Annotated in this window: 20 protein-coding genes and 1 tRNA gene; 4 read left to right on the forward strand and 17 right to left on the reverse strand. The window is 58.4% G+C overall.

What is annotated here, in order from left to right; genetic code table 11:
* Positions 1–85: 85 nt before the first annotated feature.
* A complete protein-coding gene (locus tag C4S63_RS01815) occupies positions 86–478 on the forward strand; it encodes a DUF2493 domain-containing protein (RefSeq protein WP_062817028.1) in 393 nt (130 codons plus the stop codon).
* 217 nt (positions 479–695) lie between these two features.
* Here the strand turns inward: C4S63_RS01815 and C4S63_RS17340 are convergent.
* Positions 696–801 (reverse strand) — tRNA-Lys (locus tag C4S63_RS17340).
* Between the two features lie 151 nt (positions 802–952).
* On the opposite strand from C4S63_RS17340, the gene umuD reads away from it, so the two are divergent.
* The 3 genes from umuD (at position 953) to C4S63_RS01830 (ending at position 2,823) form a co-directional block, all read left to right on the forward strand.
* Positions 953–1,456, forward strand: a complete 504-nt coding sequence (gene umuD, locus C4S63_RS01820; protein ID WP_103916514.1) for a translesion error-prone DNA polymerase V autoproteolytic subunit — start codon at positions 953–955, stop codon at positions 1,454–1,456.
* Positions 1,401–1,952 carry an SOS response-associated peptidase gene (locus tag C4S63_RS01825; protein WP_160052667.1) on the forward strand — a complete coding sequence of 184 codons (552 nt, stop codon included), beginning with the start codon at positions 1,401–1,403 and terminating at the stop codon, positions 1,950–1,952. The genes umuD and C4S63_RS01825 overlap by 56 nt, the downstream gene beginning before the upstream one ends.
* A 622-nt stretch (positions 1,953–2,574) precedes the next feature.
* A complete protein-coding gene (locus C4S63_RS01830) occupies positions 2,575–2,823 on the forward strand; it encodes a hypothetical protein (protein ID WP_103916722.1) in 249 nt (82 codons plus the stop codon).
* Positions 2,824–2,860: 37 nt separating this feature from the next.
* Here C4S63_RS01830 and C4S63_RS01835 read toward each other — a convergent pair whose 3' ends face one another.
* The 16 genes from C4S63_RS01835 to C4S63_RS01910 form a co-directional block, all read right to left on the reverse strand.
* Positions 2,861–3,094: a hypothetical protein gene (locus C4S63_RS01835; protein WP_103916516.1), complete on the reverse strand. Its 234-nt coding sequence runs from the start codon at positions 3,092–3,094 to the stop codon at positions 2,861–2,863.
* Positions 3,091–4,983, reverse strand: coding sequence for a hypothetical protein (locus tag C4S63_RS01840; RefSeq protein WP_103916517.1), 1,893 nt, complete (start codon positions 4,981–4,983; stop codon positions 3,091–3,093). Before C4S63_RS01840 ends, C4S63_RS01835 begins: the two co-directional genes overlap by 4 nt.
* Before the next feature lie 2 nt (positions 4,984–4,985).
* Positions 4,986–5,735, reverse strand: a complete 750-nt coding sequence (locus C4S63_RS01845) for a hypothetical protein (protein ID WP_103916518.1) — start codon at positions 5,733–5,735, stop codon at positions 4,986–4,988.
* Between the two features lie 2 nt (positions 5,736–5,737).
* Complete coding sequence (locus C4S63_RS01850) at positions 5,738–6,820, reverse strand: hypothetical protein (protein ID WP_103916519.1); 1,083 nt, start codon at positions 6,818–6,820, stop codon at positions 5,738–5,740.
* Positions 6,820–8,361, reverse strand: coding sequence for a hypothetical protein (locus C4S63_RS01855; protein ID WP_146063341.1), 1,542 nt, complete (start codon positions 8,359–8,361; stop codon positions 6,820–6,822). The genes C4S63_RS01850 and C4S63_RS01855 overlap by 1 nt, the downstream gene beginning before the upstream one ends.
* Positions 8,362–8,371: 10 nt before the next feature.
* Complete coding sequence (locus tag C4S63_RS01860; protein WP_103916521.1) at positions 8,372–10,324, reverse strand: hypothetical protein; 1,953 nt, start codon at positions 10,322–10,324, stop codon at positions 8,372–8,374.
* Positions 10,325–10,336: 12 nt separating this feature from the next.
* Complete coding sequence (locus C4S63_RS01865) at positions 10,337–10,720, reverse strand: hypothetical protein (RefSeq protein WP_103916522.1); 384 nt, start codon at positions 10,718–10,720, stop codon at positions 10,337–10,339.
* Positions 10,717–13,737: a tape measure protein gene (locus tag C4S63_RS01870; protein WP_103916523.1), complete on the reverse strand. Its 3,021-nt coding sequence runs from the start codon at positions 13,735–13,737 to the stop codon at positions 10,717–10,719. Before C4S63_RS01870 ends, C4S63_RS01865 begins: the two co-directional genes overlap by 4 nt.
* A 67-nt stretch (positions 13,738–13,804) precedes the next feature.
* A complete protein-coding gene (locus C4S63_RS01875) occupies positions 13,805–14,557 on the reverse strand; it encodes a hypothetical protein (protein WP_103916524.1) in 753 nt (250 codons plus the stop codon).
* 45 nt (positions 14,558–14,602) lie between these two features.
* Positions 14,603–15,073 (reverse strand): hypothetical protein, encoded by a 471-nt coding sequence (locus C4S63_RS01880; protein WP_103916525.1) that lies wholly within the window; start codon positions 15,071–15,073, stop codon positions 14,603–14,605.
* Complete coding sequence (locus tag C4S63_RS01885; protein ID WP_103916526.1) at positions 15,070–15,651, reverse strand: hypothetical protein; 582 nt, start codon at positions 15,649–15,651, stop codon at positions 15,070–15,072. The genes C4S63_RS01880 and C4S63_RS01885 overlap by 4 nt, the downstream gene beginning before the upstream one ends.
* Positions 15,648–15,965: a hypothetical protein gene (locus tag C4S63_RS01890; RefSeq protein ID WP_103916527.1), complete on the reverse strand. Its 318-nt coding sequence runs from the start codon at positions 15,963–15,965 to the stop codon at positions 15,648–15,650. The genes C4S63_RS01885 and C4S63_RS01890 overlap by 4 nt, the downstream gene beginning before the upstream one ends.
* A gap of 2 nt (positions 15,966–15,967) precedes the next feature.
* Entirely contained in the window at positions 15,968–16,300 is a 333-nt protein-coding gene (locus tag C4S63_RS01895) for a DUF2190 family protein (RefSeq protein WP_103916528.1), read from the reverse strand.
* A 75-nt stretch (positions 16,301–16,375) separates the two neighbouring features.
* Positions 16,376–18,577, reverse strand: a complete 2,202-nt coding sequence (locus tag C4S63_RS01900) for a ClpP-like prohead protease/major capsid protein fusion protein (RefSeq protein ID WP_103916529.1) — start codon at positions 18,575–18,577, stop codon at positions 16,376–16,378.
* A 12-nt stretch (positions 18,578–18,589) separates the two neighbouring features.
* A complete protein-coding gene (locus tag C4S63_RS01905; protein WP_103916530.1) occupies positions 18,590–20,062 on the reverse strand; it encodes a phage portal protein in 1,473 nt (490 codons plus the stop codon).
* Positions 20,059–20,268, reverse strand: coding sequence for a phage head-tail joining protein (locus tag C4S63_RS01910; RefSeq protein WP_103916531.1), 210 nt, complete (start codon positions 20,266–20,268; stop codon positions 20,059–20,061). Before C4S63_RS01910 ends, C4S63_RS01905 begins: the two co-directional genes overlap by 4 nt.

A 20,268-nucleotide genomic window follows, 5' to 3' on the forward strand; every position in this document is an offset into this window, starting at 1 on the left:
CTGCCTCGCGGCATCACAACCGGTGGGTGCAATCACGGGCCAGGCTATCTATACTGCCCGAAAAACTGACCAAATGGACAGTATCATGCGTATCCTTGTGTGTGGCGGTCGGGATTTTTCCGACCAGGCATTACTCACCCGCAGCCTGGCACGGCTGCTGCGTGACAACACCTTCAGTCTGCTGATTCACGGCAATGCCAGTGGCGCAGACCGGCTGGCCAGCCAGTGGGCCCATGACAGCGGTGTGGACCAGGTCAGTTACCCGGCCAACTGGGTGGCCCACGGCCGGGCGGCGGGCCCCATGCGTAACCGGCGCATGCTCCATCACGGACGGCCCCAGGCCGTGGTGGCCTTTCCCGGCGGACGAGGCACCGCCAACATGATTCAGCTGGCCGAGGATGCGGGCTTGCCAGTCTGGCAACCGGCGCTGGATGGCGAAGATGGCCTGCCCACGGCCCAGGGCCTGGTCGCCCGCTGACAGCCCCCGCTCTTGTCTTTCAGCACACAGGACGCCGTGACAACGCCGGTCCCGGTGTTCCCGGTGGAGGCCACTGGGCAAAGCAGGTTGGAGAGCGGGTTGGAGAGAAACAGCAGCCGGGGACCGCAGTTTCAAGGGGATGAGCGAAAGCTGGGGCGCAGACTGTCTGTGACTGCAGAAACGAAAAAGGGCCCGCCGTAGGCGAGCCCTTTAAATATGGTGGGTCGTGCTGGATTCGAACCAGCGACCAATTGGTTAAAAGCCAAGCAGTTAAAGCGATGCAACCTTTTGTATTTTATGGATTTGCCCCTATAAAATTTCCCCACTTTGCGCGATGCAGTCGGTTTTTTAAGTAACTGTTTCCCTTGAGTTTATTTAACTCGAAACCGCTTTATTGGGGAAAAAATTTCAACCTGTTCCAGGGGCAAGCATCTCCGCCTTATACTGTCCATCCATACAGTATAAAGGTGCATCATGACCACCCTCCTTATCGGCCCTTTCCGGCCCACCAGAACCACCTTGCTGCCCTGCTTCACAGAACGCGTATCCGCCGGTTTCCCCTCCCCTGCCAGGGGGTACATGGAAGACCCGCTGGACCTGAACGACCTGTGCGTTCGCCGCCCAGCGGCCACCTTTCTGATGCAGGCCACCGGCAACGCCATGACAGGGGCCGGGATATTTGATGGGGATGTGCTGGTGGTGGACAGAAGCTTGAAGGCCCGCCACGGGAGCCTGGTGATTGCGGAGCTGGCAGGTGAGCACATTGTTCGCCGGCTTCAGCTGAAACCGCGCCAAGGGCTGCTACCTGAGAATGAGGAATACCAACCGATCTGGCTGGATGACGAAGTGCCGGCACACGTCTATGGTGTGGTGACATGGACCGTCAGGAACCACCGGGGAGGCAAACGCGATGTGCGGGAGGATGGACATCGACGAGGCGCCGATAAAGGAATTTGTGCGGGATACCCTCAATATTGAGCTGGACCTGCACACCAATCACGATTTACGGCCGACCCAGACCGTGGCCACCATCGGGAACGACCGGCAGCAGGTCAATCCCACTTGGGGTATCCAGCCCGCCTGGGCAAAGAAACTACTGATCAACGCCCAGAGTGAAACTGTCGCTGAGAAGAAGACTTTCCGGAACGCCTTTGCCGAATCACGCTGCATGGTGCCCTGCTCTGGCTGGTACGAATGGCGTGATGAAGGCGGGCCCAGAAAGCAGAAGTATCACTTCGCAGCAGCTGACGGGAATCCGCTGCTGATGGGTGGGATTCTGTTTCCCGGAGAAGAAGGCCCGAAGCTGATCACGCTGACGATCGACCCCAACAAGGAATGCGCCGAATACCACCACCGCATGCCCCAGTTCGTGCCGCACCAGCACCTGGAGCAATGGCTTACCGGATCCGTGGAAGAAGCCTTGCAGCTGGTGACGCCGCTGCCTGACGGCAGCGTTCAGATTCAGCGGGCATGATATTCAGCAATAGCTTACAGCCGCCCAACCTGAAATCTGAGAATCTGACCCTGCCCGCCGCCGGCCACTGTTCTCTCCATTTTTTGGGCCAGCGACTATTGTGTCAGCGATCCAGCGGCGGGTTTTTCCTACCGGTACGTACCTATAGGTACAGCACAAAAAAAAACACCCCTCCGCTTTGACTTCATCGAACGTTTGACTACATGCTTATTTACAGAAGGGGGCAGGCATGCCCCTGGAAGGGAAACGGGCCAGCGTTGCAGCGCCAGCCCGTTTGTAACTAAACCAGCTGTAGCTTGGCGATCAAACTAAGGGCTTAGTAAGGTTACTATTTGATGTTGCACTATTGCGCAATAATGCGTCAACAACATCAGGCCCTTTCGCTCGCCATCCTGCAGCCAACAAAGAGGGCTGAGAGATGCTTGTACATCCCCCAGAACCTTTCTGGTGGATCGTGGTGCGATCGCTTGAGCTATTGCTCGTGCTGTTGCGCATGACCCGCAGGAAGTAGCTACAGGCCGGCAGCAATGCCGGCCTTTTCTATGGAATACAGCGGGCGGCCTTGAAATTGAACGAGGCCGCCCCTACCTTCTCTATTCAATTAATAGCACAAGAGGTCCACATGGGACGTGACAAAGCAAAGGACGACAGATTATTCAATTGCAGCGAACCTCATGAGGCAGACTACGTTGCCGGCCTCTACCCAGGCCACGAAGAAGAAGTGCGTGAGCTTCTACAAAAATTATGCCTGGCAGGGGAGATAAAGAACTCTACCCACTTGGAGGTATACCGGCTGATTAAGGAAAAACTTAAACTCTCGATACCTCTAATAAAACTCAGAACCCTAGATAAGCCCAAACCCAAAAAGTAAATACCCAGGCAGTTAGATAGAGCCGCACCGGCTCTATCTACACCTCAACCACCGACGTTGTCAGCGCAGGCACTTCATAAGAAAGCCGCCCATCCTCAATCATCGCTTTCTTGGTAGCCGCCACGCCCTCCCCCTTTACCGTGATATTGGTGCCATCCCGGGTTTGCACGGTGCTGGTACCGTCCCCATTGTTGCTCTGCACAGTCACCACGTAGCGGCCCTCACCCTGCAGCAACCGCCGGAATTTCAGCCATGGATTGCGTGTACTCATGCATTTCGCTCCAGTGTCACTGATTGATAGACAGCCGCTCCACCGGCCCGCTGGGCTGAAATCTGGTTGGCCAGAACCAACCCCATATAATCCAGCTGGCTGTCATCATGGATAACCTTCACCAACATGCCTGGCACCAGAATGCCAGGTGCGGCACCGTTTTCAGGGATGATGACGCTCAGGGTTTCCACCACCTTGTTGCCCGACCCAGCCAGCTCAGCTTTACCGCGGCTGATGGCAGACTGCGAATCAGTGATCAGATCGTCGTAAATATCCGGCATGGGGTCGGTGCCCCCGCTACCATCGCGCTGCACATCGACGGCTTCGCCCTGGCTGATGCCACTCACATAGCAGGCATTGAACGCCGGCGCCGGCTCATACTGGGCAGACCGGCTGCGCACCATGCCGATATAGATCGCCGCATCAGGCGTGGCCGTGCCCCAATCCCAGGGCAGCACTTTGTAGCGCGGCTGGATCGTCCACGAGTCCGCAGCCATCCCTGGCACCATAATCCCGCCTGCGGCCGTCACGATCTGAGCAATCACCTGAGCCGGGCTCTTGTCCCGGTAACTGAGCGCCCCAGCAGGAATTGGCCAGTCTGGCAGATCCAGATTGCCCCCAGTGGGCCAGGTCAGAGTGAAGCCGGTGTTATCGAGCTCAGCATTGGCAGCCTGTGCGGCCGTGGTTGCAATCGAGTTGCTGTAACTACGGGTAGGCGCAAAGGGTGCTGCCATGTACTGGGTCCGGCTCACACCGGAAATCGTGAACTTCTCAGTCGGGAATTTCTCATCGCTGGTGTAGCGCTCGATAGAGAACACCCAGGCATGGCCATTGATTGTCACGCTGATGTCTTTCATGCCGCCGGCCCCCGGCGCCACCAACGCCAGTGACCCCTGGCCATACAAAGTGCCGGAGAACTTCCAGCTCAGGGAATCAATATCCAGGCCGACTGATACTCCCTGCACCTGCAAAGGGGTGCCAGTGGCCACATCAGTGATCTGCAGCGTATTCATAATCAGATAAACCGTTTTGATTTCCGGGGGATCAGCCGGATCAGGCGGCGGATCCACCGGATTCGGCTCCACCGGGTAGGGGAGGTTGTAGTCGTGCCAGATGCTTTGGCCGGCGCCCCAAGGGAACCGGTGCCGGCTGTCGCGCTCGGATGCCTGGCGGGCGGTGATCCGCTTGCTGACGTCGTGCGGCACGATCGGGCGCGCCGCCGCCACGAAACCGAACCGGAACTCGAGCGCGAGCGGATCCAGTACGTCGATCGGGCCGGAATGAGTGGCCAGGGTGACCGTCGTTGCCGTGTCAGTCTGTCGCAGGGCCGCGATCGCGGCCGAGTCGTCATATACCGTTCCGGTCAGGTTCACCGAGTACCAGGGCATACCCTTGGTAGCATCGCGCGCCGGCGTCTTCATGATCCAGGAGCTGATATAACCGGGGCGGTCGATGGCGAAGGCCCGACCCCAGCTGACCGCGTGATTGCGATCGCGCGGCACTGTCTGTGCCCACCGGGCCACACGCTCGGCCTGATTGCAGACTCCAGTCGCCCAGGTGCTGACGTGGACGCTGTCCTGGTGCTCACTGGACTGGAACCGCCCGCCGACCTGCAGATCCTTCTGGATCGCCCGAATCCAGCCCAGGCCCCGCCTATCGTCTGCAGCCGTTGCAGGCGTGATCGTCAGGTTGCACAACAGGGCCAAGGATCCGGCGCGCTGCAGGGGTGCGCAGTATTCCACCGTGAGAGATGGCCTCTCCCAGGGAAACGCCGGGACCGTGTCGTCGGCCAAATCCAGCACCAAGGCTAGCGGATCATAAGGGATCGCGTAGGGCGCGGTATCAAGGTTTAGATCGACGCTGTCCCACTGCTCGACGACATAAGGCACCGTTACGGCTCCACTTCTTCACCCTGCAGGGGACCACTGGCCACCGGCCGGTAGTAGGGGCGAGGACTGAACGTTACGCCGCCGCTCTGCACGCTGGTGCCAGTGCTCCACGCAGGTTCCTCGGCACCAGTCGTGCCGGCAACGGTCACCTCGTAGACGTAACCGTTAGGGATTGACGGGTGAACGATCGCGCCGGCATTCAGGGCAGTGCTTGCCTGAAAGTCATTGCCGTAGTGATCGAGCGCCAGCGCGATTACCGGGCCGTCCCATCCGGTGTAGGTGATATCAAACGCGCCATTGGCGGCGCTTTGCCCGACCGCGACTACCTTGCGGTCGGACGGGTCATCTTTAATAACGACGACGTCACGGGCCACCGGAGTGCCATCGATCTGGACGGTGCCCGCGATATGTGCCTGACCTTCGCCACCACCACCATCCCCACCGGTCTCGTCGACAGCTGTGATCGTGATCTCTACGTCATTGTTTAGATCAATGGCGAGAGCAATATAAGCTTTGCTTTGATCAGTCTTGGTGCCGACCAGCGAAACAATGCTGCCAAGAATCTCACGCGGTAGGCGCAAAGTCTCCTGGGCGGATCTAAATATCCTGACGCCCGCAATCGGCTGCCCTTCGGCCACGGGCTGCATAGCAAGAACGGGATCAGGATCTGTGTCATTGATATTGAGATCCAGATCCACCCAGCCGAGTGAAGATTCGTATGCGACGACAAAAAAAGGGTTTTCAATGGCCATTGTCACCACCAATCCGGGTGATCTGTGACACCGCATTCATAAAGATCATTCTGGCTAAAGCTCCAGGGAATCCATGTATAGCCACCGATTGTTGCCGGCTCCAAACTCCAGCTTGCGCCCCTCCATTCGTTATAGTTGATCCAGAAGTAACCTTGCGAACCAGACTCCCCTAGCTGGCAAATCCCAGGCAAGGAACAAAAATGATAATCGGCATACAGCGAGCTGAGACTCGATGGTTTAGGCACATCAGAGCCCTTGTAGGAGCATAAGGCAGGCAGCAAGGCGCGAACGGAACTCAGCGGATTTCGCTTGTAACGATCAAAATCTAGACCGTAGGGTTCAAAATCGGAATTGTTAGCGGCAGAAGGCAAGGTACCCATAGGTGTTCTCAGCCCCCAGAAATTAGAAAGCGACTGCTGAGATCCGCCGGTAGCGTTTACAGCGGTGGGCACACTCCCCCCCCCGAATCCAAGAAAGAAGTTTCCAGGATCATCGCGCAACAGGTCTGGACTTTTTACGGCCCCTACAAAAAGCTGCGGGTAGTAACTGCCTTTCGCATTGTTAAGGCTATCACTAGCATCAACGCTTGAGTGGCCCTCAGGATAATGGGACAAGAACCAGAACGCCTTATCGTCAGCCACAACGGTCCAAGCAATGTTTGATGCCTGGCTGGATTGAAAGGTGTTCACATATAGACACGCAACAGCATCAGAGCTATTGCCTGGCGCCGGAATCCGCTCGTGCTGCCAGCCATTGACGCCCTCACTGACGACGCCGGGCCAACTGTCGTCATAAATGGAGCCCACACCGGGCGTTGTGATCGAGTCCCAAATAAACAGACCGACGCTTACAGATGCCCATGTCACAACCTCAAATACGCCGTTGCCATTAGATAGCCCGATCCGGCGCTTCTGGACTGTCGTGTCCTCGTAGTCCACAGACCAGCCTGCCGCCGGCTTACTACCATAACCGTCGACAAGGCAGGCCTTGAGGATATCCATAAAAGCGCTTGCCGCCGCGCCATTCGTGGACGACGCCGGGTAGGAGGGCGCCCCTGCATCGGTGCTGCGGTAAACAGTAGCCATCAGTTGTGATCCCCTCGCAATTCGATTTTGAGCTGGTCGTCGTCGACGGTGGCCTGACCCGGGAGTACGGTCCGGATCATCCAGAGCGGCGCGGCAGCGGCGTCAGTGTCGAAACGCACGGTATTACCCACGGACCAGCCGGAACCCCAGCCGTCTGCTAGGATCGTGAAGTAAGGCGTCCCGGTCTGGGGGTTTGTGGGCGAGAAGTCGGCAGCCGTGGATCCAGTGGCCACCAGGCCGCGCTGCTCGCCGTACAGCTCAAAAGCTGTCGTGCTGGTGAACTTGATCTTCCAGCGCTCCGGGACGCTGCCCCGGTTGTCGATCGCTACCGGGTAGGCGATCAGGTTGTACTGCGCGGTCGTTTCCTGCCCTTCTCCATCGTAATCGCCCGGGTCGACGGTGTAGCTGGCCCAGCCGCGCACGCGAGCCTGAAGGTCGCCCAGGTACACAGCAGAGGCGACCCAGGTGTCACTGGCTGGGAAGTCGTGATACAGCGGCTGGGCAAGCTGCAGGGTGCCGTCGATGCGCGCCTCAGTGCACAGAGCCATGTCGTCGATTCGGTGGACAAAGTGCAGGTCACCCGTCAGCGGGTTGCTTTCACCATCCTGAGCGGTGAATGGGTTGGCCAGAGTCACAGTGCCCGCATCCTTATCCAGCGCATACATGGCCGGATCCAGGCGAACCCCCTCGTCGTCCTCAATCCAGGCGTCGTGTAGCTTGTCACGGCCAGCATTGACGACCAGGTCAGCCGCCGGCGAGTCAATCAGATCCGCCTGGGTGTGTGTCAGGACCAGAATATCGGCATCGCGCATGATTGGGACACGCCCGTCCGCCGGCAGCCGCACTGGGTCAAGTCCCAGAATTTCAGGATCGAGGGGGATTTGCTTAAAACTGATCGCGTTATAGAACAGGCTCTCGGCGGTCACCGGCTCTGGGAAAGTAATTTCAGCAATACCGTCCTGCAGGGTGACCTCACCAGTGATGCCATCGCCAGTAATCACACCCTGGTTATCAGCTTCGCCGTTATATTGCTCTCCGGTCTCGAAGTCATCGGCCCGCACGGTAAAGCCATTGGGGCGAAGCGGTGACGCTATGGTCCGGAAGGTAGACCCCTTGAAGACACTCCAGTCATCACCGATAAGGATGCTGATCGGCGTTACTGTGGCGTTTGGCGGTCGACCATCGTAAGTGGTGATGACACACAGCGAGGTCGTGTAATTGATCGTGCCAAGAGCGATACCAGTTCCGGTAGTCGTGTTGAAGTTGCGCAACAGCCTCCCCTCGGCATCATCAAACCAAAGCTCACCACCGATATCGAGCACCACACTACCCGGCACAATCGGCGAGCTCTCAGAGAGGTAGAACCGCCAATCGTTTTCCTCACCCGTAAACTGGTCCTGGCTGACCTGCTGGGCACCAGAGGCCAGCTGATAGTTGACATCAACATCATGGCTGCGAATTACCTCAGTCTCCACCGTGGTGTTATAGGAAGACGAGGTATTACCTAACGACGCCCCAGTCACCATCCGAACAGTTGCCATGCTCCGCCCCTTATGCGTTTACCTGTCTGAGGAAAGTGTTACCGGCAATCACAATTTCACCGGTGGAATAATTCACAGTGCCAACGAACACTAAATCGCGGCGGCTCACCAATGAGCCATTACCGTTGTCTGTGATCCAGTGGGACTGATCCACGAAATTAGAGCTCAGGGTCTGGCCGGCCCCATCTTTCACAGTCCGCTTCACCGATTTAATGATCGTAAAGTCCACCGACCCCGGTTCAATATCGGACTCTGTTTGCATGACGATATCGGCCTTGTTGTTGTTATCCGGAACCGTTGTGGTAGCAGTGAGAGATTGATCGCTGATATGCGTGTAATCCGCCGTCACCAGATCATCCGGGACAACCTCAGTGGTTATCTCTATTTGCCCGATCCAGTAGTTAATACGCCCGGTAGCATCGCCCGTGATAGTGCCATCACCCGCCACATCGGTGGCCGTCATGGGAGTGCCACCTACATCCCAAGAAAGAGTGACTGACCCGGGCACTACCTGCCCATTGGCCAGCTGCATCACCAACGGAGTGACTCCGTCGTAAGCTTCAGGATCATGCACATACAGGCTGCTTTCAGTCCAACGGTAAAAAATGACAGAACCAGCGTCGGGTTGCGCCTGAAGAGTGGCCACGATACTGCCGGTGTCATAGTTCACTTGGCCCGACCCATCCCCGCGCAGGTTGCCAGTGCCATCATCCTGCAGTTCATACCACTTACCCAGGTACTGATAGCTCAGGTTGAACGACATGGGCGCCGGCGGCGGATCCAGGCTCAACACATAATTGAAGTTGCGGTTTGATTCCTCGATATCAATTCGCCCGGTATTGGGGATTTGTTGACGCAAAGTACCGGGCCGGTAGGTCAGGTTCACCACTGAAGAGGAAGAGCTAAACAACCAGTTAATCAGGCCCGTCCGGTAGTCAATCTGAGTTCCTTCTAGCGCACCTTGAATCCCGCCGCTATTGAGGAAGACACCACCTTTATCGGTATAAGTCTCTCCACTTACTGTGATATTAAGCGAACCAGGCACCATCGCCGTGGGCATGGTGGAACTGGTCCCACCCTCCACAGTTACCTGCATTGAGATATTGCCAGGCCCAGAAGGGACAACCTGACTGACAAAACCGCCGGGCCGCTGATCAATAAATGGCGTCTCATTGCTAGCCGTTGGAATGATCGGTGCGAAAGTCTCAGATACCACGATGGATGACGCCCCGCCTGCAGCAGGCTCAGCAAGGTTAGTCGAACCAAAATACTTTGCAGAAGTGGCAGGTTGCGTACTGTAAATAAGTGAAGGGCCAGCAGGTTTCGGATTCGGGTCTCCCGCAGGGAAGTCTCGCTTCAGCTCCGCAGAAAGCTCCAGAATGTACTGGTCGGCCTTGAAAGTCCGAATATCACCGCTGCTCACCTGGTAGGTGAACGTCTCTTCGGTACGCTCCACGTTGAGAATTTTGATGAACTGCTGGGAAGCAAGATCCTGCCCTTCCTGAAGCAACAATGTCTCTCCGATCTCTGGGGCAGTCACGTTGTTCACACTCGGGGCATAGCAGATGATCGTGCGCTGCCCTTGGAGCTGGGTGCCACGGAGTGCAAGAGCGGTAACAGGCCCAGGAATAACGAACGACTCAATACGCTGCCGAGCCTGCCCTCGCTCATCGTAAAAGTCTTGGGTCGTGAAAAGCAGCCCCGAGACGTTCGGATCCAGGGGCTGCGCGCTCAGGATTGAATGTGCATCCAGGTACAAATCCGCCGTGGCAGTATCCACCTTGAGAAATGCCTTTCTCAGGCTCACATTGCCGTAAGTGCGGTTAACACGGGAGATATCCTCAAACAGGTTGTTGATATCGCCGTCGATCACCTCAAGGCCGGTCATCTGCCCGCCACCGTCCTCGTTGTCGCTCAGCCGCTCTGGCTGCATCAGCTTGATATCATCACTGGTAATCGGCACGAATTCGCTCCTTTATTGCGGGGGCTCAACGGTGTGTAATCTCAACGTGGCGACATACCAGGCGCCAGGCTCAAGACTGATATGGGTGCTCCCTTTAATTGGGGTAGCATCAACAGCGACTCCCCGCGTACGGTCGAATGCCACGTAAAACTCCCGACCATCGTCAAGGGTGAGCGCCATTGCCGCGTTACCGGCCCCTTCCTTAGTTATCAATGCATCCAGAGTGCCCCTGGGCAGCCAGCCACTCAGGGTCACCGGGCGGCCATAAAGCTTCACACCAGACTGAATGATCAGCCCGCCCGTAAGCCCGCGCTCTTTTTCCTCGGCCATCTGGTTGAAACTGAACTCATCATCCCAGAGCAGGTTGTCGGTCAGGTCGATTTCATCCAGCGTCACTGCGTTGCCCTCATGCCGGTTTCATTCAGAAAATCCAGCAGCTTATTCACGTCTTCAGGGTCCCCGCTAAGGTTGGCGTTGCTGCCGTTGGGTAGTGTGAATTCCACTTTTTGGGTTGGCCCGCCAGACGGAGCGCCAGAGGATGGGTTTCCAGCTTGTTGTTGCGCATTCTGGAAGCGCTCTTGCCGGGCCGCCGCTCGCTGCTGGCTTTCTTCCTGCCGTAGTTCCTGCATTCTCTGCTGGTAGATCTGCTCATTGATCTGCATCGCCTCGGCATATTCCCGTGCCGCCCGGCTGGCGCCCTGTTCCTGCGCCGCTTCCATTTGCCGCTGAAGCTGCTTTTGCCGCTCCTCAAACTTACGACGCTCAATATCCTGAGCGGTGCCGGTCATCTGAATAAGTTCCGTGCGCAGGCTTTCCGTGGTGCTCTCCGCGCTGTCAGCCAGGCCATCCAATTGCTGCTTGGCACTGGCGATGGCACTTTTGAGGGTTTCGAGCTTCTCCTCGCCCAACAGTTTGGCGCCCTGCTTGGCTCGGCTAGCCGCATTGAGGAAGCTGTTCAGGTTGCCGCTTTGCGCAGCCATGGCCCGGTCGTAATTTTCCTGCGCTGCTGTCACCTGCTCCTGTACCGCTGCCTTAGCCTGGTAAACAGCCTTCAGCCAGGAACCAATACTCAGCACAGCAAACTGGGTTTGCTCTTTATAAAGGCGATCAAAAAGCTGCCCGGCACCTTCACCGGTCTGGTAAAACGTATCTCGAATGCCATAGAACATCCGCAGCAAAGCGGCCCCGGCACTGCCAGCTTTATCGGCTCCCTGTTGGGCCTTTTCTCCCGCCTGCTGCGCGGCCTGGCCTTGCTGTTGATATGCCTGACTGGTGTTCTTAGCCGCTTTAGCCTTCTGCTGCTCGCCTCGGGTGGCGGACTCTGTGGTTTTTTGGTGCGCATCGATCGCGGCCTGGGTGCGCTTCAGGGTTTCATTAGTAGCAGCCGCCACTTCGCGCATAGCTTTTGCGTATTCACCCTGAGTCAGAATGTTGTCTTGCATGGCCTGATCCAGTTCCCTGATCAGCGCAGCACCACCGGCTTCTGAATCAATCGATGACAGAGCTGCCCGAAAGGCCTCCATCATTACCTTGGCAGACTGCTCACTTTCCAGCCCAGCTTTTGCAATCTGCTTATTGATGGACTGGAACTTGGTTATGGCCTCCTTTTCCAGTTCGGTGATGCCGCCGGTGATCTTGCCCAGGTCGAGGTCGAGTTCTTTCAGGGCCTCACCCAGCTTACTGCGCGCTGCTCGCGCCGCACGATCAGACGCCGAGACTTGCTTGTCAGAGGCCTTAACCGCTGCCGCCACAATCGCGTCGTAATCCTTTTCAGCAGCTTCTGCAGTACCTTTGCTTGCTGACTTTTGCGCATCTGCTGATTTTTCGGCCTCGTCAGCGAGCCCACCGAACAGGTCAGACCCGGCATTCTTTATGTCCTGTAGGTCCTTCTTTACCCCGTCGGCGAAGTCCTGGCCTGTGCGCTGTGCCTTGTCAGCAAAGGCCCGCAGGTCCGCAGCCAGCTCATCACTGCCTAACGCACCCAGCAAGGTGGATAGCCCGCCCGCAACCGCGGCGGCGGAATGGGTGATAGATGTGGCCGCCACCTGCCACAAACCGGTAACGATGTTCACCCCGATACGGGTAACCGCTACCACCTTCTCAGTTACCGTGATTACCGATTCCAGAGCGGTAGAGACATTCTTGGCAAAGGTATTGATAGACCCGTCAGCAGCTGCCTCCCGCAGGGTAGTCAGCAGATCTTTCATGCGTGTTTTCAGGGAATCCAAGGCCCCTGATTTAGCGGCCAGGGCGAAGAAGTCAGTGAGCTCCTTCCGCAACGAGGTCATCAGGCCGGCAAACCCGCTGATACGATCAGCGCCAGCCCCTTCTGACATCCGACCCAGTTCATCGATCAACTGGGTAAGCACTTCGGTACCCAGCTCGCCATCACTAGCCATCTGGCGAATTTCACCGCCAGCCCGGCCAGTGATGTTGCCCAGGGCCTCCATGATCGGGATGCCTGAGTCGGTAATGCTGTTCAGCTCTTCCAGCTGAAGCCGCCCGCTCTGCCATGCCTGGCCAAGCTGGGTAATCACCGTGTCCAGTGTCTGAGCACCGCTGCCGTATTTGGCATTGGCATCGATCAGGCTTTGCAGTGATCCATTCAACGGATCAATGCCAGCAACCTTTAAGCGCCTCGCAGCCTCTGCAGTAGCACCCAGGCTCTGGCTATTTCGCTCCGCAATGCGGTCCACTTCCGCAAGGACTTCACGCCCCTGTTCCACGGAACCATAAAGCGCACCGAACTGACGCTCCAATTCCTCCAGATCACTGCCAGCAGTGATCAGCTTTGTGAGGCCCGCTCGCAAGGTCTGGAATACACCTACCCCAGCCACCAGGCCCAGCAACTTGCCCTTCAGTCCGCTCATGGCTGAGCCAAAGCGGTTACCTTCCCCGCTCGCACGGTCCAGCGCCGCAGCATGCTGCTTGGCTTCTTCCGTGGCTTGGCTCAGTTCCTGCTGAGTTTGTTTCAGCTCTTTCTGGATCCGGTCTTCCGCCTGGCCCAGCTCATTGGTATCAATGCCGGCTTTGTCCAGGGTGCGGGTGTACTTGGCCAGCTCCCGCTGGCTGCGGTTATATTCCGTGGTGGCAATGCTCTGCGCTGTACGCGCCTGCCTTACCTCAAGTGCATACTCCGCTTGGGTCTGGCCTGCCTTCCGCCCTTCCTTGCGCAGGCGCTCATAAGCAGTAACGTGCTTTTCCAGTTCCTTGGTGGCCGCTTCAGCAGCCTCCTCAGAGGCTTTCAGCCCCCGCACAGCGTCCTGCTGCTTACCCAGATCCTGCAGCTCTTTTTCAAGCTCCTCCGCCCTCTCGGTTACCTCACGTAGCGAATCAGCCGCCGGATCGGCGTCTTTGCTGATCGCGTTCTTTGCGCGCAGTACCAAGCTGATTACGGCATCTTTCAGCGCCACGGGAGGTCTCCAGAAACAAAAAGCCCCGGAGGATGCGGGGCGTCAGAGGGAAGGGTTACTGCTGAGCTCAGTCAGGCATGATCACTTCAAAGGGGCTGGCTTTGCCGGCCGGGGTGCGCAGGTTGCCACTCAGCTGACCATTCACGAACTCATCGCTCATCAGGTCCATGGCTTCACTGGCATTCAGGATCGCTTCATGCACGATCACCCGAGCTTTCTTGCCGGTCGCCAGGTTCTTGCCTTCCAGGATGATGTGCCGCGGCTTCTGGATTTCCGTGGCGCCCAGCACCTTGGTGCCGGATTCGGCGTTGTAGTCATAATCTACTTCTACCGCGATGGCGGCAGCCGCATCCAAGGCTTTGATCATGCCGGCGTCAGCATCGACTTCGTAATCATCGCCTTCAACCAGGTCGGTGGGCCCGGTTGGGTCAGTGACAACAACAGAGGCACCATCAATGTTGGAATGCGCCAGCTTGACCCACTGGCCCTCTACCAACGTAATTGCTTCATCAGTCACGCTACCGGCAGTGACCGAGTGAGACGCGCTGGTGCCACCCAGAGCTTCAGCCAACAACACCGCCGGCAGGGAGTCGAAGGAAATGGACATCTGGGCCGGATCGCCCGGAATGTTCACTACGTCCAGCGCCTGGCCATAGGAGGCAGGCTGTTTGGAAACGCGGTTGCGGACCTCGGTGCTGGGCGGGGTCAGCTCAAAGCTGGGGACGTTGATAGGGCCGTTGAAAGCGCCGATAACGCCCTGCTCTACCGGGGCAATGAATACCTTGCCGGCGAAGATGAGGCCGGTGTCCTGGTAAGACATGATTATCTCCTTTGGCGCAGGGCGCCGATGATTCAGGTTTCGGGTTTAGGTTTGGGAATCAGGGTCGAGAATTAGCTGGTAGCGGGCCGTTACCGTGAGCGCCACCCAGGCCACCGGGTAACCATCCTCGGGAATGTTGTAGTCGGCATCACCCACCTCATTGCTGAGGGCCGTGCCATTCAGTTGCTCTGTGTTGTTGCGATCGGCCAACGCATGGATCAAATCGAACTCATGCTGCAGCAACCTTGCAGACACCCCATCAGCGGCTTTTTCGGCCACGATGATCTCGAAATTGATCTCGCGAACAAGCCGCCCACCGCTGCTTTTGCTGGCCCGCCGATCTTGCCCCGGCTGCAGGGCGATAAACGGAAATTCCTGCTGCTGATCCATCACCAGGGCGTGAGCCAACCACCCCTCATAAACCTCAAGGCCGGCATCACTGTGATACCCGTTGGCAGTAGTGATGGATTTCAGCCGCTCACGGTAAACGGCATAAATAGCTTCGCTTGGTATCATTCGAAGAGCTCCAGCAACAGGCCAGCTACTTTGCGCGCTGCCCGCTCTTGCAGTTCCGGCGCGATATCATTGCGCACAGACTGGAACACCTGGCTCACACTGGGGCCATGCATCACCTTGAATGCACCCCGCCCTTGGCCGGTACGCACCGCAATACCTGTGGCTCCACTGCCCCGCAACCCAGGAACATAGAAAAAGCTTTTCGCGGTGTAACGGCTGCCAGCTTTGATCATGCCGGTTACGCCACCGTGCTTCGTGCTGCCCTTGCCGCGCCCCGGGTGTTTCTTCGGCACCCGCAAGCCACGGTTTTCAAATCGGGAAAGCAGCACGCCCCGCCGGGTTGCCTGCACACCGGCTTCCCAGGAATCGCCCTTGCGCGCCGGCGGCATTACCCGCAGGTGCCGGGCGATATAGGACTTGCTCAGTGCAACCTGTTTGCTGATTTCGCTGACCGACGTTTCCCGGCCTTGCTTAGCCGCATCACTCAGAACGCTCTGGATTGCCACAGCGCTATGCTTTCCCCCAATCTGGGCAATGGCATCCAGCACGATTTTCATGTCCCGGGTGGCACGGCTCATTGGGTCACCTCAACAATCAGGGTGGTGTTTTCGTCACGCTCCAGCCGCTGAATGGTCCAGGTCTTCCCGTTCAGGGCGATCTGGTCACCCCGGCGCGGGTAGGGCCAGGCGGCTTTGGGGTATTCCACGTAAATCAGCGTGGCGATCAGGGCGTCCATGTCATCGCGCACGTCTTCGTAGTCGAGGGTGGCGACGGTTACCGGGCTGCTGCCCCGCTCCGGTTTCAGTGGCCCGGCTGTGATGGTGGCCGGGTCACCGTAGAAATTGAAAACGGCGCTATCCAGCGCCGTTTTGTAGCCATCGAACTGGCTCATGGTCAGAAGGCGTCGTTAAGACGCACCCGGCACACGGTTTCACCACCCGCCGCCGCTTCTACGAACACACCGACCTTGGTGTTATCGGTGCTTACCGTGGTGATTTCGCCGGCTGCGTCATCCCAGTAAGCATCCGCCCCCACGGCGGGAGTATCGGCGGAGGTTTTGGGCAGTTCCCAAACACCGCCAGTTTTCAGGGTGAGCTCTTCGTTGGCGGCAGCATCGTGCAATGCCACACCGAACAGGGAGCCCATGACAATCAGGTCGCCAGAGGCGGCTAGGGCAGCGGCGATAACAGTGATGTTATCGCCGCGTTGGATGAAGTTCTTAGCCATGATTGCACCTTTGCATCATTGGTAAATTAGGTGCGGACCCCGAAGGGCACCGCGGGGAGAGACGGTCAGCCGGGGTTATGCCCCGGCGTTCTTGAACAGGCCACGGTGATCGATAACACCGGCACCGAAGTCCAGCCGCGCCTTGATCTTCACGCCATCCACGTCGAAGCCCTGCTGGGTTTCGATGTACACGCCTTCCTCACCGGTGAGGTAAGCGTATTCGATGGTGTCGATGCGGGCAGGCGCGGCAGACAGGTACCAGGACGTTTCGCTCGCGTCATCCAGACGCGGCTCTACCACCACCTGCAGCTTGCCGGCGAAGGGGTTCACGTCCGCGCTCTTGGCGCTGAGGATCTCAGCAACGATCTGCTGGGCCTTGGTCTCCAGTGCCGCCGGCACGATCAGGTATTCGGCCATCAGATTCAGCGGCCGCTTGGCGTTGATGCCAGTCTGGCGACGCATCTTCTTGCGCGCTTCAGAGAGGCTATCCACACTCAGGGCAGCACCGGTACCGAGGTTGTTGTGATCGGCATGGAACAGCGCCTTGTTATCGGCCATCTTCACGTTGCCGGTGATCAGGCCCCACACCACGTTGCTCTCCAGTTCTGCAGCACTGGCACCAAAGGCGCCAGGCACACGGCTGAAAGCATCCAGATCGTCATTGATGATGGTCTGGCGAGTCAGGGCGATGATCTTGCCGTAGGTTTCCAGCTTGTAGCGCTGGTTGTCTTCACCCATGGAGCCGTAATTGAATTCACCGGAATCCTTCACCTTTTCCAGTTCCGGCGCTTCACCGAGCTGGGCACGGTTGATGAACTTGAAGTCACTGGCGCTGGCTTGGCGACAGAAGGCTGTGAAGGTACGCGGGGCAGCTTCGTAGCCGTTACGCAGGGTCTTGTTCGCCACATCCGCCAGGATGGCCGGGAAGTCGCTGGTGGAGTGCATGGCCTTGGCCGCGATCTCCATGGGGGTCATGCCACGGGTGGTGCCGCCACCGGAGTGAATCACTTCCGCCGCCATGTTCATCAGACTCATGCCGCGGAATTCGCGGGAGCCATCAGTCAACGGGTGCTGGCCGGGGTTCACGCGGTTCATGAGGGCACCGACCAGCCCAACACGCAGGGCTTCACCATCGTGGACTACCGCCACATGACCGCCCGGCACGTTGTTTTGGCTGCGGGTAGCCAGCAGGTTGAGCACTTCATTGCGAGCATCCGCCACGCTGGTGCCTGCATCGATCATGCGGTTCAGGTCAGCATCTTCAATGCGATGGGTGCGGGCCAGGTTGCGCAGCTCACTGATGCGGGTGCGCTCCTGAGCAACAGCCGAAGTCGCCGCCGCCTGGGCATCGGTACCTGCCGGTACCGGCGGAGGATCGGTACGGCCACCACGGTTCTGGGCACCAGTGGCTGCAGCTGCCGGCGGAGTGTCATCATCGCCTTCACAACCAGCAGCATTCTGTGCGGCCTGGGCATTGGCTTCAGCGGCTTCGACGCGGACCTTCAGCTGCGCATCGGTTTCGCCTTCCCGGCGGGTCAGGCCCACCGCCTTCGCGCGATCATCAAGGTTCATAACATTACCTTTTTGGTTGAGGTTGGTGGCGGCGGTGGCCGCCGGGGGTTGGCCTTGCGGCCGGTGATAGAGGTTCAACGCTCCTGCCGGAGCATTTTGGAAAGCGGCCAGATCTGCTTGGGCGACAGCCTGTACCGGTTCGATCAGTTCATCCGCGAAACCCATTTCTACGGCTTGTTCACCGTTCAGCCAGGTCTCAGCGGCCATCATTGCCTTGAGAGTGTCTTTATCCAGGCCGGTCTTGGTGGCGTAGATGCCCGCCACGCTGTCTTCAAATTGGTCGTACACATCAGCCATGCGGCGGTGATCGTCCGCCTCGCCGACACTGGGCCCGTTCGGCTTGTGGATCATCAGGAAGGCATTGGCTGGCATACGAACCACATCACCAGCCATGGCGATCACGCTGGCCATGCTCAAGGCAATACCGTCAATGGTGACTTCTACGAGCTGCTGGCTATTCTTCAGCGCGTTATAGATAGCCAGCCCCTCGGTGATGAACCCACCTTCTGAGTGAATCCGTACTGGCAGTGTTCCTTCATTCAGGGATTCCACTTCCCTCACGATGGTCATGGCGTCCAAGCCATCCCACCAATCACCGATGACGCCGTAGAGCAGCAGCTCACCTTTGGCGTTGATCTGGTTTGTTGCGGACAAAGCAAGTCCACCGCTGACCCCCTGGGCCAGCGCTTTGAGTTTCCATTTCATGAGTCTCTCCGGTCAGTCGTTCCCAGGTTCAGGGAATTGCTGCCCGGGGCCCCGGGCATTGGTGACGCCTGCGTTGCTGACCTTGCCGGCATCGGTAGTCAGGATCAGGCCGTCGTCATCGAGGCGCTTCCGTTCTTCGGCCAGTTCGGTGAATACATCATCAGGCTCATGGCCCATGGTGCGGATCCACTCAGATAGCGTGCTGCCACCGGCACGAACCAGATCCACCATGGGCGGCACTTCGCGGCTGGGGTCGATCATTTCCCGGCGGGGGGGCGACCACTCCCAGCGAACCGGGCCAGACAATTTTCCTGCCAGCATGGCGGTATCGTTAAACCACCGGGCCAGGCCTTGGCAAAGGATTGGGATCAGGGTGGACCAGCGGTACTGCTCCACATTGCGGCCGAACTCCATGAAGCCCATGCGAGCGCTGGAGTAGTTGACCTGGCTCAGGTCACCCGTGAGGGCTTCAAATGGGACCCCGTAGGAAATCGCGATCGCATGTTGCTCCGTGCTGACGAATTCACCATGACCGGTCACGCTGGGCGGGTTGTTGAAGCGAACGTCTTCACCGGTTTTCAGGCGCGGGAACATGCCCGGCTCCAGCTTCTCCGGGAGCACGCTGCCGGGCTTGTCCACATCACCTTCCGGCTCGACGACCACGCCCACCAAACAGGCTGCGCTCTTGGCAGCCTCGATACGCGCATCCTGATAATCATCCAAGCTCTTCATGCGCATGAGCGCGGCGGTACCGCGGGGCACGCCACGCACTTGGCCAGGGCGCAACATTTCATACAGGTGGATCACGTCTTCAGCGGGAGTCAGCTTGCTGGCGCTGAAACCACCCAGCACATCGCCGGGGTGGGTACGGTGCAGCCAGTAGCCCACCCGCTTATGTTCGTTGTTAAACTGCACGCCCTGAACGGCATAACCCCCTTCCATGGGTCCGTTCTTGGTGTGGTCCAGATAATCGCCTTCCAGCAGCCGAACCTTCAGGGGGATCGGCAAGGCTGGGTCGCGCTCGGTGACGCGCACAATGAGTGCGTCACCGCCTTCCATGGCAGTGCGCACTGCTTGGGCCTGCAAGCCGTACAGATCCAGCCGCCCGTCGTAATCGACAGCCGTGGTTTCTGCCCAGCCCAGCATCAGCTGCTGCAGGGATTTCTTCATGTCAGCATCTTCCACCATCGCCCGGGGGCGAATGCCTGTGCCGACAATGTTGGTGGTCAGCACCCGCAGGGCGCTGGCCGCATAAGGGTTGTTGCGCACCATTTCACGGTGCCGGGCACGCAGCAACGGCAGGGCCGCACGGCTTTCAGCGTTGGCGCTGCTGTCGCGGCCACGGGTCCACTTGTTGCGGCGCCCTTTGCCAGCACCGTCGTAGCCGTTCACTGCGCGTAGGCGATCCGTTACCACCCGGGCACGGGTGCGGCGGGCTTCGGCTTCAGGGGAAAACCAACCGATGGCGCGATCCAACCAGCTCATTGGTACCCCCTGTCGAAACTGGGGGCGTAGTGCTGACGCGCAGGCGTCGTGCTGCCGGTAGCCAATTCACCCTTGATCAGATCCCGCACACGGATCATCTCGTTCAGGCTTCGGAATTCCGTGGTCTTGCCATTGTGCGTAATGCGCAGGGTGCCCGTCGCAATCGCCGCTTCGATGCGATCCAGGTCTGATTGCGTGTAAGCCAT

Source organism: Alcanivorax sp. DSM 26293 (assembly GCF_900107995.1).
GTDB lineage: Bacteria > Pseudomonadota > Gammaproteobacteria > Pseudomonadales > Alcanivoracaceae > Alcanivorax.

What these genes read in the sequence shown, in the direction of transcription:
- C4S63_RS01880 (WP_103916525.1), bottom strand. Translation starts at nt 15,073, where the DNA reads ATGATACCAAGCGAAGCTATTTATGCCGTTTACCGTGAGCGGCTGAAA.
- C4S63_RS01825 (WP_160052667.1), top strand. Translation starts at nt 1,401, where the DNA reads ATGGACATCGACGAGGCGCCGATAAAGGAATTTGTGCGGGATACCCTC.
- C4S63_RS01910 (WP_103916531.1), bottom strand. Translation starts at nt 20,268, where the DNA reads ATGGCTTACACGCAATCAGACCTGGATCGCATCGAAGCGGCGATTGCG.
- C4S63_RS01905 (WP_103916530.1), bottom strand. Translation starts at nt 20,062, where the DNA reads ATGAGCTGGTTGGATCGCGCCATCGGTTGGTTTTCCCCTGAAGCCGAA.
- C4S63_RS01835 (WP_103916516.1), bottom strand. Translation starts at nt 3,094, where the DNA reads ATGAGTACACGCAATCCATGGCTGAAATTCCGGCGGTTGCTGCAGGGT.
- C4S63_RS01885 (WP_103916526.1), bottom strand. Translation starts at nt 15,651, where the DNA reads ATGAGCCGTGCCACCCGGGACATGAAAATCGTGCTGGATGCCATTGCC.
- C4S63_RS01830 (WP_103916722.1), top strand. Translation starts at nt 2,575, where the DNA reads ATGGGACGTGACAAAGCAAAGGACGACAGATTATTCAATTGCAGCGAA.
- C4S63_RS01875 (WP_103916524.1), bottom strand. Translation starts at nt 14,557, where the DNA reads ATGTCTTACCAGGACACCGGCCTCATCTTCGCCGGCAAGGTATTCATT.
- C4S63_RS01815 (WP_062817028.1), top strand. Translation starts at nt 86, where the DNA reads ATGCGTATCCTTGTGTGTGGCGGTCGGGATTTTTCCGACCAGGCATTA.
- C4S63_RS01890 (WP_103916527.1), bottom strand. Translation starts at nt 15,965, where the DNA reads ATGAGCCAGTTCGATGGCTACAAAACGGCGCTGGATAGCGCCGTTTTC.
- C4S63_RS01900 (WP_103916529.1), bottom strand. Translation starts at nt 18,577, where the DNA reads ATGAAATGGAAACTCAAAGCGCTGGCCCAGGGGGTCAGCGGTGGACTT.
- C4S63_RS01845 (WP_103916518.1), bottom strand. Translation starts at nt 5,735, where the DNA reads ATGGCCATTGAAAACCCTTTTTTTGTCGTCGCATACGAATCTTCACTC.
- umuD (WP_103916514.1), top strand. Translation starts at nt 953, where the DNA reads ATGACCACCCTCCTTATCGGCCCTTTCCGGCCCACCAGAACCACCTTG.
- C4S63_RS01895 (WP_103916528.1), bottom strand. Translation starts at nt 16,300, where the DNA reads ATGGCTAAGAACTTCATCCAACGCGGCGATAACATCACTGTTATCGCC.
- C4S63_RS01850 (WP_103916519.1), bottom strand. Translation starts at nt 6,820, where the DNA reads ATGGCTACTGTTTACCGCAGCACCGATGCAGGGGCGCCCTCCTACCCG.
- C4S63_RS01855 (WP_146063341.1), bottom strand. Translation starts at nt 8,361, where the DNA reads ATGGCAACTGTTCGGATGGTGACTGGGGCGTCGTTAGGTAATACCTCG.